The sequence below is a fragment of the Paenibacillus terreus genome (assembly GCF_042138595.1).
GTDB lineage: Bacteria > Bacillota > Bacilli > Paenibacillales > Paenibacillaceae > Paenibacillus > Paenibacillus terreus.
Genome location: NZ_JBHIRX010000002.1, coordinates 527,648 through 541,414 on the forward strand (window position 1 = coordinate 527,648; position 13,767 = coordinate 541,414).

Below are 13,767 nucleotides of genomic sequence, written 5' to 3' on the forward strand. Positions count from 1 at the left end.
TGATAGTCGAGGTTCCATGCCTTGTCTATAGATCATTTTAATACGGTGAGGAGGTGAGAATATGAAAAAAACGTGGGAAACGCCGGAGCTGGAAGTCCTCGACGTGAAAATGACGTTGGCAGGTCCAGGTAAAGCATTACCTGATGCGGTACAGCCTGATGAGGATGAACCCGTAAACTACAGCTGATTATCAAAACTGTGACGGTTTACTGTTACTGCCCTTATATAAATGTTGAATGTATAAGGGCAGTATTTTTTTGAAAGGCAGATTTTATAGCCGCTTGGAGTGAAGAGAATGATCGTTACGAATAACTCGGCCATATATAAAGCTTTCGGATTAACAATATCAAGCGATTTTCCTCTTCCCGAACTTCATGAGCTGCCATGCTGCCATGAAGATCATGTACATATTGTTATCCAAAAAGCGGACCTTTCACAGTTATGGAACACATTTGCCGGGCAGCAAAATAAATTTGCTGTAAAAGATAATACCGTCATGTTTCAGCTGCCGGATGTGGGTACATTTTGCATTCAAGGCGGGGAAAGTATCCGTGTTTCTCCTGCGGAAGGAGTAGATCCGAATAAAGTACGTCTTTACATTCTTGGCACATGCTTAGGCGTTGCATTGCTGCAGAGAAAAACACTTCCCCTCCATGGAAGTGCCATAGCTATTGATGGAAGGGTGTACGCTGTAGTCGGACAGTCAGGGGCCGGCAAATCAACACTCGCTTCTGTATTGTTGAAACGGGGGTATCAGCTACTGAGTGATGACGTTATTGCAGTAACGTTTACTCAGGACAATACACCTTTGGTTATACCGTCTTACCCGCAACAAAAGCTATGGAGGGAAAGCCTCGATCAGCTTGGGATGGAAATCGCGGCTTTTCAGCCATTATTCGAAAGAGAGACCAAGTTTGCCGTCCCGGTCGCTTCCCATTTTTATTCGGAACCGCTGCCGCTTGCCGGCATATTTGAGCTTGTTCACGCACAGGATGATCAGATTGGAATTCACCGGATCAAGGGACTTGAGAGCCTGTTTGTCTTGAATCGGCATACGTATCGCAAGTCGGTTGTTGCTTCACTGGGATTGTCGGAGTGGCACTTCAATACCTCAGTCAGATTACTGAGCCGTATCGGTGTTTTCCGGTTGCAAAGACCGACTACTCGATTCACAGCTCCTAATCTGGCTGATTTAGTGTTATCCGAAATAAGTAAAATGTGATACATATCAGGTCCCATTGCCCTTGTACGGTTCGTTCCTTATAAGGGCTTTTTCAATTCGACAAAAATAAAAAAGTTTTGCTTGACTAGATACGTTTTGTATCATAAATTATAAATTAAGAAATAAATATACATTATGTATCATCAAGGGGTGAAAGAGCATTCATGAAAAATAATATTTCTGTACATGATACGATACTTCAGTCCAGCGGGAATCTGGCCAGCGATATGGACGGGGATAAAGTCATGATGAGCATAGAAAGCGGGAAGTATTACAATCTCGGAAAAGTTGGGGGCAGAATTTGGGAGCTTGCAGCATCGCCTGCTACAATCAGTCAGATTGTCGATGTGCTTGTTTCTGAGTATGACATAGAGCGGGAACTGTGCGAACGGCAGGTGATCAGCTTTGTGGCAGCCTTATATAAGGAAGGCCTGATTCAGCTTGAGGCGGAAGTAAGCGCGTGAATTCCATGTGGAGCAAGATTTCGAAATTCATTTCCTCTCCCCCATCAAAGCGCAAGCTGTTCATGGAAGCCTGTTTTTACCTGGCCTGGGCCCGAATATTAAAAAGTTTGCCTTTTTCCAGAGTCGCCCCTTCCCTGGGAGCCTCCATGTTAGAAACACCGCATACGCAAGATCCCCGGCATGAACCGGCATTAAGAGCTATCTCATATGCAGTTCAGACGATGAGCCGCCATACGCTCTGGGAAAGCACGTGTCTCGTCAAGGCGATTGCAGCAGTAAAGATGCTGGAACGGCGGGGGATTGAAAGCACATTGTATATGGGGACGGCCAAGGATCATGCCGGCAAAATGATCGCCCACGCTTGGGTACGAAGCGGTTCGTTATACATCACCGGATTCGAGGAAATGGAGAAGTTCACCGTGGTAGGAACGTTCGGGAAACCAATGAATTCTAAAGCGGGCAAAAGGGGATTAAGCAAAGCATGAATCGTACATTCCATCTCAATACAGCACATTTTCCAAAGGAATTAACGCTGCTGCTTGAATTGCTGCAGGAACGCGATGAAACAGACATATCTGAAAATATGAAAGATAAACTGTCGGATGTGGACTGGGACCGATTTCTGGATCTTGTCAGACACCACCGGGTATATCCCCTGATTTATCTAAAGCTGAAGAATGTAGACAAAGGGCTGATCCCTGCGCGAGTGTTACAAAACCTGCATTCAGATTACATAAGGAATACGTTCCAAATGCTTCATCTAAGCGGAGAAATGGAGACCATTTGCAAAATTTTCAACGAAAACGGAATTCCTACCCTAATGCTGAAAGGGCCAGTGCTTGCTGAAGCATTGTATGGGGATGTTTCGCTTAGAACATCGAGAGATTTGGATATTTTGATTCATGCAGCTGACATTGAGAAATCAGAAGAAATTCTAAAAAATTGCGGATATAAATTAAAAGATGAATTCCCTCGTATTTTGGGTGATTGGAAGTGGAGGACCCATCATATCAATTATTTTCATCCTCAAAAAAAAATTGAAGTTGAACTGCATTGGAGATTGAAATTAGGCATTGGTAATGAACCCGACTTTAAAGAGCTCTGGGAACGAAAAGTCCGCAGTTCTCTTACATCTGAGCCGGTCTATTTTCTTGGGGAGGAGGATCTATTTCTATTTCTCACTTCCCATGGAGCCCGTCACGCTTGGTCCCGCCTTCGATGGCTGGTCGATATAGACCGCCTGGTAAGGAAAGGGCTAAATTGGAAAGTTATTTGTTTTCTGCTCAAAAAGCATCAAAACCTTCATATAGCTGGACAATCGTTGTTGCTGGCTTCAGAACTACTTCAGACACCATTAACACAATCCAAGGAGTTTTTAACATTCAACAGACATGCTTTTCAAATTGCGCGGCAATCCATTTTTTTTATAAAAGAGAAAGCGGACTTATTTCCAACTCCCCCTAAGTATTTAGCAGGCCGCTTAAACCGTTATTTCATCTCGTTAATGCCATTGTCTCAAAAATATAAATATTACATTAGCATACTTCATCCTACTTCTTATGATGCGGAACTGCTGCCGTTGCCGAAATCATTGCACTTTATATATTTCCCTTTACGTCCATTTTTATGGTTCTGGCGGCAAATGAAGCATAGGACGCATGCTTAGGGAGGGAAATATGGGAAATGTCCTGCTGTTCGTGAACAAACTGCATGCTTTTGCCGGCATTAAACTGTATTTGAACCTGTTCTGCATGATCATAATAAGTTTACTTGATGGGATCGGGATATTTCTGCTTGTACCCATGCTGAGTTTAATCGGAATATTCGATGTTCATATAGGTAATGTTTCATTCATTTCAATTTTCGATGCAGTACTCCGGACGATACCCACAGCCTATCAGCTTGCTGTCATTTTAGGGATATTTATATTAGTTATTTCAGCACAGGCTCTGTTACAGAAAAATCAATCCGTGCTGGATGCCAAAATTCAACAAGGCTTCATGCGGAGCTTAAGATTGGATATTTATCAGGCATTGCTAAGAGCAAACTGGATTTTTCACCTGAAGCGAAGAAAGTCTGATTTTCAGCATATCCTGACTTCCGAGCTGGGCAGAGTGAATCATGGAACAACTCTTTTTCTGCGGCTTATAACATCAATGACTTTCATGGTTATCCAAATTGGCATAGCACTTTGGCTATCCGTCAAGATGACCCTGTTAGTTCTTTTATGCGGAATACTGCTGGCTTTTATTTCACGAAAATTTATAAAGTATTCTAGAGAATATGGCAATCAAACGACTGAACTGGCGAAAAATTATTATGCCGGTATAAACGATCAGTTAAACGGGATTAAAGATATAAAGAGTAATATGCTTGAACAATCTCATATTTCCTGGTTTCGCAAACTAAATCATGACATTGAATTAAATGTAGTCGAACAAATAAAAGTACAATCTAACTCCCAATTATTGTATAAAACATCTTCAGCAATACTGATTGGGCTGTTTATTTACTTGTCTTTGGAAGTATTTCATACGCAGGCCGGTCAATTGATGATCATTATAATTCTGTTCTCACGTTTGTGGCCAAGATTTACTGGAATACAGTCTAATTTGGAACAGATTGCATCGACACTTCCTGCGTTCAAGAACCTGGTTGATATACAGAAAGAATGTGAAAGTGCTGTTGAATCGATAGCCTTAGATCGTACCCGCAGTGCAAATGCTTTTCGAGTGAAAGAAGGAATTGAGTGCCGGGACGTTTACTTCCGCTACGAGCGAAGCCAGGAGTTCTATGCTCTTAAAAATATTAATTTGTTCATTCCGGCCAATCGGATGACCGCTATTATAGGAAAATCCGGTGCAGGAAAAAGCACTTTAATAGATATGTTGATGGGGCTGTTACGCCCTGAAAGAGGGGAAGTAGCGGTGGACGGTTTGCCTCTTACAGATGAAACGGTACTTTTACTTAGGGGCTCTATTGGATATGTCCCTCAAGATCCGTTCTTGTTCCATACAACCATTCGAGAAAACCTTCTGATGATGAATCCAGGGGCGAGCGAAGAACATTTATGGGATGCCCTAAAGTTAGCTGCTGCGGATGAGTTTATTGAACGTCTTCCTCTTGGGCTTGATTCCGAGATTGGCGACCGCGGAGTCAGACTGTCGGGAGGCGAAAGACAGCGGTTGATACTGGCAAGGGCGATCTTACGGAATCCTTCTATTCTTGTGCTTGATGAGCCTACAAGTGCGTTAGACGCTGAAAATGAGAGAAGAATACAAGTTGCCCTTAACAGACTAAAAGAAGAAATGACCATTATAGTCATTGCTCATCGGCTTTCGACGATTCGAAACGCCGATCAAGTGCTCGTACTGGAAGATGGCCGGATTATTCAAGAAGGCGGGTATCAACAGCTTTCTAAAGAAATGAATGGAGTTTTTGGCCAACTATTGAGGTATCAAACGGAAATGAACAATTGAGAGAAAAAGAGATGGATGCGCTTTCGAGAAAAAACGACAAAACAAAAAGGAATTTTGCTTGACATGATACTAATTGTATCATAAAGTGAAATTATACACCAAATGATACCAATTGTATCAATCGCATTGTTCACTCATTCACTTTGAATAGAAACTAGATCTTAGCGGAGGCGATTAAAGGATGATGGAGCCGTCAATGGGGATTAAGGAATATGCCGCAGTATTAAGAAAGAGGTTGTGGCTTATTGCTGCCTGTGTGATTGTTGTAACTTTTGCAACAGGCATATATAGTTACTTCTTTACTAATCCGTCGTATCAAGCTTTTTCTAAAATAATTGTAAATAAATCCAAAGAAAGCAAGCTTGATTTAAATGAAGTCAATTTGAATATTCAATTGGTCAATACATATAAAGAGATTGTTTTGACATATACGGTAATGGACCGGGTTGTCAAGAAGCATCCTGAGCTTGGACTAACCGCAGACCAATTAATAGGAAAAATTAAAATTGGTACTGTAAATGATTCACAAGTCATGACATTATCCACTCAAGATCGTTCTTATGATAACGCCATAAAAACCGTGAATGCCGTAACATCGGTATTTAAAGAAACGGTCCCGACCATTATGAGTGTCGATAACGTGGAGATTCTTAGTGAGGCGAAGAATGCTTATGATGTTTCTCCGAACCCGATTTTAAATGTCGTTATAGCTTTTATAGTAGCGTTGATGTTATCGGTTGGTACCGCATTCCTTCTAGAGTATCTGGATGACACTGTTAAAAGCGAGGCAGATATCACTGAACTCCTTGGAGTGCCGACGTTTGCGGTTGTTGCTGTCATTATGAGGGACGACTTGATTCCACAGGATCAAAAACTAAATAAACAAAATCTGGAGGGATCTCCTTATGCGACAGTTAACTCTTAAATACCCCTTGGCTATGGATATTAACCCGGCATCATTTATAGCAGAATCCTACCGTACGTTACGTACGAATATCGAATTTTCAGCTTTTGATCATGATTTGAAGACGATTGCCGTTACTTCAGCCAGTCCCCTGGAAGGCAAAACTACAACAGCGGTAAATATGGCGACAGCTTTCGCTCAGGCGGGGAAAAATGTAGTGCTGATTGATGCAAACTTTCGCAAACCGATCATTCACAGCATCTTTAACAAGGATAATCGTGGCGGGCTTTCCAATATTATTGCTAAACAGTACTCCGTTAATGAAATGATACAGGAAACGCCTATCGATAACCTGTCGCTAATCACATCGGGACCTATTCCTCCCAATCCGTCGGAAATGCTCTCTTCCCATAATTTCATGGAAATGCTGGAAGATTTGAAGGAGAATTACTCTATCATCATTATCGATACTCCGCCTTCTTTAATTGTTACAGACGCCCAAGTTGTTGCCGCCCAATGCGATGGGGTTATTCTCGTGGTCAACGCAGGGAAAGCCAAGCGCGAAGCTGTTATCAAAGTGAAAGAACATTTGGAACATGCCAGAGCGAGACTTCTGGGTGTCGTTCTCAACAATGCAAAACGCAATAAAAAGAGTAAACAGGAAGAGTTTTACTACGAAAACAGGGCATAGGGGCAGTTTTCCCAAAAATAAATTGTTTCTTATTTCAATATAATAGGAAATAACTATTTAAATTTAAAAACTTATAGGTAATGCCTACTGTACCTTTATCACCGTGGGCACTCGACCATGCTGTGGGTTCATGGAACCTTAGACGTTGATCGTCGGTGGTGTGGTGTGAGGACGGGTTCGATGCCCACTATATTTCTCTTTTATTGATAGAAAGCCAAGATGTACAGCCTTCCAAACCGGAACGCTGCAGATCTTGGTTTTGTATCCAACATAATTGAGGCTGAGCAGGAGACATAGTAAAAAAACGGAGGGGAACAATCTATGAAGAAGGTACGCAAAGCAATCATTCCAGCAGCTGGGTTAGGTACAAGATTTTTACCGGCTACCAAGGCAATGCCCAAAGAGATGCTGCCGATCATTAACAAGCCTACGATCCAGTACATTGTGGAGGAAGCAGTAGAGTCGGGAATAGAGGATATCATCATCGTGACGGGCAAGGGAAAGCGTGCGATCGAGGATCACTTCGATCATGCGTTCGAGCTCGAAACCAACTTGGTGGAGAAGGGGAAGTTGAAACTGCTTGAAGAAGTGCGCCGCCCCTCCAGCGTAGACATTCACTATATTCGCCAGAAGGAACCGAAGGGGCTTGGACACGCGGTATGGTGTGCAAGACGTTTTATCGGCGACGAGCCTTTCGCCGTTCTTCTTGGAGACGATATCGTACATAGCGACACTCCTTGCTTAAAGCAACTGATTCAACAATATGAGAGAACCGGCACATCGGTAATCGGGGTACAGCCGGTACCGGAACAAGACACTTCCCGATATGGCATTATCGATCCGTTAACCCAAAACGACCGGTTGTATCAAGTCGGCACATTTGTGGAGAAACCGCCACTTGGGACTGCTCCCTCTAATCTGGCCATTATGGGTCGTTACATTTTAACGCCTGAAATCTTCGAAATATTGTCTGCGCAAGAAGAGGGTGCCGGAGGAGAAATACAACTGACGGACGCCATTCAGAAATTGAATCGTATTCAGGGCGTTAATGCCTTTCATTTCGAAGGTATCCGGTATGATGTTGGCGATAAGCTAGGCTTTATCCTAACAACTTTAGATTATGCGTTGAGAGACGGCGAGCTCAGTGGGGAATTGTTAAAGGCAATGGAGGCTATTGTATATAGAAATCTGGTACGCACGCAATGAATCTGACAGAGGGGGGAGCAGGGGTTGCAAGATTATACCAAAGAAACTCAGTTTGCTGAAACAGGAAGGTATGTTCCTACTGCCGCTAAAAACCCAAGAGTTTATCTAGTATCCAAGAGAACTCTGGATATCCTTGGGGCGTTATTTGGCATTGTATTTTTGCTCCCTGTGTTGATCTTAGTTGCATTATTCATTAAGTTGGAGGATCCCAAAGGCCCGGTTCTATTCAAGCAGCAGAGAATAGGAAAGAACGGAAAACCTTTTAACATGTATAAATTCCGTTCTATGGTGTCTAATGCGGAGGAGTTGCTTGAGAAATTGTTGGACAAAAATGAAGTCAGTGGCTTGATGTTCAAGATCAAAGAAGATCCGCGGATTACAAAAGTAGGCAAAATCATAAGGAAAACGAGCTTGGACGAATTGCCACAGCTGTTTAACGTACTGAAGGGTGAGATGAGCCTGGTAGGACCAAGGCCACCATTGCCGAGAGAAGTAAAGGAATACAACTCATTCCACTGGAAAAGACTTGAGGTTACCCCTGGGTGCACGGGCCTGTGGCAGGTAAGCGGACGTAATCACGTTGGATTTGAAGAAATGGTGGAGTTGGATATTCAGTATATTCAGAACCGAAGTATGGTCTATGATATGAAAATTATTTTGTTAACCTTTAAAGTGTTATTCGGTTCTGATAATGCGTTTTGAAGAAACAACACGTTGGCAGAAATTTTATGTATACCTGGAGGTAGTTGAATGAAAATACTCCACGTCTCTTTAGGTCTACCTCCTTACCGAACTGGCGGACTAACGAGATATTCCATTGATTTAATGGCAAACCAGGTTTCATTATCCCATCAAGTCGGTGTGCTTTATCCAGGCCATTTTAGGGTAGGTGGTAAACTTAAAATCATAAGTAATGACATGTATAAGGGAATTGATGTTTATGAAATCGTTAATCCCCAACCGGTCTCCTTGCTTGGTGGTATTAAAAATGTTGAAAAATTCTTGAAGCAAGCTCCAAGAAGCATCTATATTAACTTTTTGCACCATTACAAACCGGACATCATTCATCTCCACACGCTCATGGGTATTCATAAAGAACTTCTTGAAGCAGCCAAGGAACTGGGAATTAAAATGGTTTTTACTTCACATGATTACTTCGGTATCTGTCCTAAGGTTAACTTAATGGACTGGACTGGTAACATATGTGATGATTATGAAAATGGTCTGAAATGTGTGAAATGTAATCAACATGGCTACAGTATATTGAAAATTTCGATTATGCAATCGAAGATGTACAGGGAATTAAAATATAATCCAATTATTAATAAAATACGTGCAAAGCAAGTGGATAAACAAAAAGTTGTGACGATGAATGGACTGGAAGGCAATGTTGATCAACCTGACCCTTCATTAGCTGATAGTTATGTTAGGCTGAGACATTACTATACCGAAATGCTGTCCTTGGTTAACACATTTCACTTTAACAGTACAGTAGCTCGAAAAGAATATGAGAAATATATGACTCCAAAAGGAAAGGTTATATCCATTACACATCAAGATATACAAGACTGCAGAAAAGTAAAAAATTATTCAGACCATACTAAGCCTTTATATTTGTCATACCTTGGACCGGTTGACAGATATAAAGGCTTTTATATGCTGCTTCATGCCTTGGAGCAATTAAAGGATCGGGATGATTGGAGATTAAGGGTCTACGGTGATGTCGAGCCAACTGGCATTCAATATGATGCAGAGAAGATCCAATTTTTTGGAAAATACCAACATCATCAGCTCCCTGAAATCTTTAACGAAACGGATCTTATAATCATTCCAAGTATATGGAAGGAAACCTTTGGTTTCATTGGTTTGGAGGCATTATCCCATGGGGTACCGGCACTCGTTACAGATTGTGTTGGTTTTAAGGACCTGATTGATGATGGTGTTACAGGCATGGTATGCAGGCCGAACTCAGAAGATCTGGCAAAACACTTGATCTCCGTTTTGAACCATAGGGAAGCTCTTGCGCAAATGAACAGAAATATTGTTAGTTGTGATTTCGACTTTTCCATGAACAGACATACAGCTACAATCGTTGACTTATACAAGAGCACAATGTTAGATACGGGCGATATTGTTGAGGAGGGGCGGATTGAACATGAACCAATCCAATTTTAGGGTAGCCTTTTGTGGTACAAGAGGGCTCCCGGCCAATTACGGAGGATTTGAAACAGCGCTAGATGAAATAACAAAACGCTTTGTAAAAAACGGTATTCACTGTGAGGTTTTTTGCAGAGGGGATAAGGATCAGAAAATAAATAAGGAGACGTACGAAGGACGAGAATTAGTCTACATAAAAGGAAGTAAGCACAGGAAGCTCGATACCTTTGTCTCCTCAATTCATACAGGACTATATTTAATAAAACACAGGAAAGAATATGATTTCATTTTTTGGTTCAATAATGCTAACTTTCCGGGTATTCTTTTAACTTTACTTACAGGTGTGAGAATGGCAATAAATACGGATGGCCTTGAATGGAGAAGAGCAAAATGGTCTCTCCCCTTCAAGGCCTATTATTTTTTATCTTCCTTCTTTATTTGTTTGTTATGTAGAACCCTGATATCCGATTCGGTTTCGATTCAAAACTACTATAAGAAGACATTCAAGAAAAAAACACAGTTTATACCTTATGGTGCTTCTGAAAACAAAGAGTATGGCAGTGAAATGAAGAAGGAGATTCTTGGGAAATACGGACTGGAAGAGGGGAAATATTTTTTGCAGATCACACGTTTTGAACCGGACAATTTGCCACTGGAAATTATCAAACAATTTCAAAATTCCCTATTAGGAGACCTTGGGTATCAATACGTGCTAATTGGATTGAAGGATGAGACGGAATATGCATTGAAAATTAAAGCTGAATCGGGAAGGAGGGGCATCAAGGTATTTCCGGCAAATTATAACCCAACTGAACTGACAGTTTTGAGGAATTGTGCTTATTGTTACGTACACGGAAATTCTGTCGGCGGAACGAATCCAGCACTGCTGGAAGCTATGCAATCGACTAAAAGGATATTGGCCATCGACTGCCCCTTCAGCGAAGAAGTCTTGGGTGCTCAGGGAAGACGGTTTACCATTGAGAACCTGAGTCAAGTTTTTATTGAATCGTTACATTTGGAGGATCAGTCATTAGCAATGAAACACCGAATTAAGCTGCACTATCAATGGGATAAGGTCGCGGATTCATACAAAAATATTACACAACAAAAATCAGCGGATTATGTTATGTTAACGACTACGCATGAAGGGGTAAAGGTAACCTCTTAATTCTGCCGAATAAAAGGAGTTTTTAGAAAATGAACATCATTATATCTAATGCATACTGTTACCTGAATAAAGGGGATGCCGGCATTATTAGAGCCATGGTACAGGAATTTAAGAAAGAATATCCGGATTCTAAAATTAAGGTGATCTCCTTATACAAAGATCTCGATCAGGGGAAATATGGGGACTGTGAGGTTATCGATTGTTTGATTACACCGTATACAGGCAAGAGCAGATTAATGAAAATCATTAGAAATGTTTTCTTATTCTGTTTGATTTATTTGCTTAATGCTCTTGGAGTCCCGTTTAATTCTACGTCAAAGGACATAAAAAATGCGGATATTGTGGTGAGCTGTGGGGGCGGGTATTTAAAAGCCAGGAATCTTGCCCAGTTTTTAGGTGATTTTATGTATCACTACGTCCAGTTTATCACAGCCCTGCAATATAGAAAAAAATTCGTCATCTATGCACAAACGGTCGGAACATTCGGAAATGAATTTGTTAAATCAAGAATTAAGAATCTTTTGCAGAAGTCATCGTTGATTCTTCCGAGAGAGACTATTTCCTATAACTATTTATGTGGCTTTATCCCTGACGCCAAGAATTATTTCCACACAAGTGACATTGCTTTCCTTCTTGATAAGAAAGAAGTGAATGTAAATATTCCTTTTCAGCAAAAATTAAAAATCGGGATCACTATGCGTACGTGGCATTTTCCTGGTGAAGCAGATCGAGCCGGTCTACTTGAGAACTATAAAATGGCTGTTATAAATATGATTAAGCATATTTTATCAAATTATAATGCAAGTATTTATCTCATGCCACAAGTCATCGGCCCAGGACCGGACAATGATTTACTGATTAGTACGGAGGTGTATCAAGAGTTCTTAAAAAACGATTCTGTTCACTTGGTTGATGACAACTTAACTCCGGAAGAACTGAAATATTTGTATTCAAAAATGGACTTATTTATTGGCACAAGGATGCATTCCAACATTTTTGCTTTATCGGAACATGTACCTTGTGTGGCTATATCTTACGACCTGAAGACCGATGGTATCATGCAGGACGTTGGGTTGGGAGATTATGTGCTAAATATTAAAGGAATTAAGGAGAAGGAGCTCATTCAAAAGGTGGATAGCGCTATTCATTCCCTTGATTCGATGAAAGAGATCCTTGCCTTGTCTGTTCCGAAAATCAAAGATAAATCCAGACTTAATAATGTTCTTTTGAATCAATTAATAAAGGGTAAATTGAACAATGGGAACGGGGAAGCACTTACCCGAAAAACAAGTAATTTAAGTATGGAACTTTAGAGCAGGAGCTAATAAAGGAGAGTAGCTGTGAAGAAAAAAAACATTTTGTTTTTAGGGGCCTTTCAAGAGCCGGGTGGAGAAGAAGAAGTAATAACTTATTTATTTAAAAACGTTGATCGGAGTCAATTTACTCCCTATCTTTGCGGCCCGGCAAGAGCTGACTTCTTTCAAAAACATTCCATCGGTAAGGACCAATTATTGGATTTGGAGATGAATAGTATTTATGATATCAAATCCATTAATAAATTAAAACATTATATTGATCATTACGACATTGATATTATTCACTCTCATGGAAGCAGAGGCGGACTATTTGGGAGGGTCGCAGGATTTCTATCAAAGAAAAAGCCAGTAAATATTTGGACTCTCCATTTGTTAATTAACGAAAATCGTTACACGATTTCCAAGTCCAGAAGACTAACCTACACAATGATCGAATCGGTGTTGGGCAAAGTAATGACCGACCAAATCATTACCGTTTCTAACGATTTAAAAAGGAAATATGAACAACTACATAATATTAAAAATATAATTACAATTCACAATGGGATTGATATTCAAAAATATCATCACGTAAGTAACAATATACCGGATGAAAAGGGTGAATTAACATTCGGCTTTGTTTCCCGATTATCCAAACAAAAGGGCATCCCTTACTTAATTCAAGCATTCAATCAGGTCGTAAAGGATCCCGATTATGCAAACAGGATAAAACTGCAAATCGTAGGTACGGGTGATCAGGAAATGGAAATAAGACGTATGGTGAAAGAACATGATCTCGACGCGCATGTGTCATTGCTTGGCTTCCGAACGGATATACCCAATATTCTGGCAAGTATTGACGTACTGGTACTGCCCTCTATGTTCGAGGGTTTTCCAATGGTTATTCTGGAAAGTCTTTGTGCGGGAACTCCTGTTATCGCTTCGAATGTTAACGGTGTGCCGGAAGTGATTCAGCATCATGTTAACGGCCTCCTGGTAGAGCCTAGAAATGTAGAGCAGCTGGCGGAGAGCATGAAATTTTACGTGGATCATCCTGATAAAATTATCGAACATGGAAAACAAGGGCAGTCATTAGTGCATAATTACTTTACTAAAGAGGTCATGATGAATAAGCACATGAATCTGTATAACTCCTTGTTGCAGGTCAATTGACGTGAAGA

At 40.9% G+C, this 13,767-nt stretch carries 14 protein-coding genes; all 14 read left to right on the plus strand.

The window, feature by feature from the left end:
- Positions 1-61 precede the first annotated feature (61 nt).
- The 14 genes from ACE5KN_RS06620 (at position 62) to ACE5KN_RS06685 (ending at position 13,759) form a co-directional block, all read left to right on the plus strand.
- Entirely contained in the window at positions 62-187 is a 126-nt protein-coding gene (locus ACE5KN_RS06620; RefSeq protein ID WP_375524568.1) for a paeninodin family lasso peptide, read from the plus strand.
- A 108-nt stretch (positions 188-295) separates the two neighbouring features.
- Positions 296-1,222: an aldolase gene (locus tag ACE5KN_RS06625; RefSeq protein WP_375524569.1), complete on the plus strand. Its 927-nt coding sequence runs from the start codon at positions 296-298 to the stop codon at positions 1,220-1,222.
- Between the two features lie 164 nt (positions 1,223-1,386).
- The gene (locus ACE5KN_RS06630; RefSeq protein WP_375524570.1) at positions 1,387-1,686 is read left to right on the plus strand and encodes a lasso peptide biosynthesis PqqD family chaperone; all 300 of its coding nucleotides are present in this window, start codon (positions 1,387-1,389) and stop codon (positions 1,684-1,686) included.
- A 5-nt stretch (positions 1,687-1,691) separates the two neighbouring features.
- Positions 1,692-2,171, plus strand: a complete 480-nt coding sequence (locus ACE5KN_RS06635) for a lasso peptide biosynthesis B2 protein (RefSeq protein ID WP_375524571.1) — start codon at positions 1,692-1,694, stop codon at positions 2,169-2,171.
- The gene (locus ACE5KN_RS06640; protein WP_375524572.1) at positions 2,168-3,352 is read left to right on the plus strand and encodes a nucleotidyltransferase domain-containing protein; all 1,185 of its coding nucleotides are present in this window, start codon (positions 2,168-2,170) and stop codon (positions 3,350-3,352) included. Before ACE5KN_RS06635 ends, ACE5KN_RS06640 begins: the two co-directional genes overlap by 4 nt.
- 10 nt (positions 3,353-3,362) lie before the next feature.
- On the plus strand, positions 3,363-5,165 hold the full coding sequence (locus ACE5KN_RS06645) for an ABC transporter ATP-binding protein (protein WP_375524573.1): 1,803 nt from the start codon (positions 3,363-3,365) through the stop codon (positions 5,163-5,165).
- Positions 5,166-5,346: 181 nt separating this feature from the next.
- On the plus strand, positions 5,347-6,090 hold the full coding sequence (locus ACE5KN_RS06650) for a YveK family protein (protein WP_375524574.1): 744 nt from the start codon (positions 5,347-5,349) through the stop codon (positions 6,088-6,090).
- Positions 6,071-6,760 carry a CpsD/CapB family tyrosine-protein kinase gene (locus tag ACE5KN_RS06655; RefSeq protein WP_375524575.1) on the plus strand — a complete coding sequence of 230 codons (690 nt, stop codon included), beginning with the start codon at positions 6,071-6,073 and terminating at the stop codon, positions 6,758-6,760. Before ACE5KN_RS06650 ends, ACE5KN_RS06655 begins: the two co-directional genes overlap by 20 nt.
- A 321-nt stretch (positions 6,761-7,081) precedes the next feature.
- Positions 7,082-7,966, plus strand: a complete 885-nt coding sequence (galU, locus tag ACE5KN_RS06660; protein ID WP_375524576.1) for a UTP--glucose-1-phosphate uridylyltransferase GalU — start codon at positions 7,082-7,084, stop codon at positions 7,964-7,966.
- Between the two features lie 24 nt (positions 7,967-7,990).
- On the plus strand, positions 7,991-8,668 hold the full coding sequence (locus ACE5KN_RS06665) for a sugar transferase (protein ID WP_375524577.1): 678 nt from the start codon (positions 7,991-7,993) through the stop codon (positions 8,666-8,668).
- Positions 8,669-8,716: 48 nt separating this feature from the next.
- Positions 8,717-10,141, plus strand: a complete 1,425-nt coding sequence (locus ACE5KN_RS06670) for a glycosyltransferase (RefSeq protein ID WP_375524578.1) — start codon at positions 8,717-8,719, stop codon at positions 10,139-10,141.
- Positions 10,122-11,291: a DUF1972 domain-containing protein gene (locus ACE5KN_RS06675; protein ID WP_375524579.1), complete on the plus strand. Its 1,170-nt coding sequence runs from the start codon at positions 10,122-10,124 to the stop codon at positions 11,289-11,291. Before ACE5KN_RS06670 ends, ACE5KN_RS06675 begins: the two co-directional genes overlap by 20 nt.
- Positions 11,292-11,320: 29 nt before the next feature.
- Positions 11,321-12,604 (plus strand): polysaccharide pyruvyl transferase family protein, encoded by a 1,284-nt coding sequence (locus ACE5KN_RS06680; protein WP_375524580.1) that lies wholly within the window; start codon positions 11,321-11,323, stop codon positions 12,602-12,604.
- Positions 12,605-12,631: 27 nt separating this feature from the next.
- Positions 12,632-13,759: a glycosyltransferase gene (locus tag ACE5KN_RS06685; RefSeq protein ID WP_375524581.1), complete on the plus strand. Its 1,128-nt coding sequence runs from the start codon at positions 12,632-12,634 to the stop codon at positions 13,757-13,759.
- The last annotated feature ends 8 nt before the right edge of the window (positions 13,760-13,767 follow it).

What these genes read in the sequence shown, in the direction of transcription:
- ACE5KN_RS06670 (WP_375524578.1), top strand. Translation starts at nt 8,717, where the DNA reads ATGAAAATACTCCACGTCTCTTTAGGTCTACCTCCTTACCGAACTGGC.
- ACE5KN_RS06625 (WP_375524569.1), top strand. Translation starts at nt 296, where the DNA reads ATGATCGTTACGAATAACTCGGCCATATATAAAGCTTTCGGATTAACA.
- ACE5KN_RS06655 (WP_375524575.1), top strand. Translation starts at nt 6,071, where the DNA reads ATGCGACAGTTAACTCTTAAATACCCCTTGGCTATGGATATTAACCCG.
- galU (WP_375524576.1), top strand. Translation starts at nt 7,082, where the DNA reads ATGAAGAAGGTACGCAAAGCAATCATTCCAGCAGCTGGGTTAGGTACA.
- ACE5KN_RS06650 (WP_375524574.1), top strand. Translation starts at nt 5,347, where the DNA reads ATGATGGAGCCGTCAATGGGGATTAAGGAATATGCCGCAGTATTAAGA.
- ACE5KN_RS06630 (WP_375524570.1), top strand. Translation starts at nt 1,387, where the DNA reads ATGAAAAATAATATTTCTGTACATGATACGATACTTCAGTCCAGCGGG.
- ACE5KN_RS06680 (WP_375524580.1), top strand. Translation starts at nt 11,321, where the DNA reads ATGAACATCATTATATCTAATGCATACTGTTACCTGAATAAAGGGGAT.
- ACE5KN_RS06645 (WP_375524573.1), top strand. Translation starts at nt 3,363, where the DNA reads ATGGGAAATGTCCTGCTGTTCGTGAACAAACTGCATGCTTTTGCCGGC.
- ACE5KN_RS06640 (WP_375524572.1), top strand. Translation starts at nt 2,168, where the DNA reads ATGAATCGTACATTCCATCTCAATACAGCACATTTTCCAAAGGAATTA.
- ACE5KN_RS06620 (WP_375524568.1), top strand. Translation starts at nt 62, where the DNA reads ATGAAAAAAACGTGGGAAACGCCGGAGCTGGAAGTCCTCGACGTGAAA.
- ACE5KN_RS06635 (WP_375524571.1), top strand. Translation starts at nt 1,692, where the DNA reads ATGTGGAGCAAGATTTCGAAATTCATTTCCTCTCCCCCATCAAAGCGC.
- ACE5KN_RS06675 (WP_375524579.1), top strand. Translation starts at nt 10,122, where the DNA reads ATGAACCAATCCAATTTTAGGGTAGCCTTTTGTGGTACAAGAGGGCTC.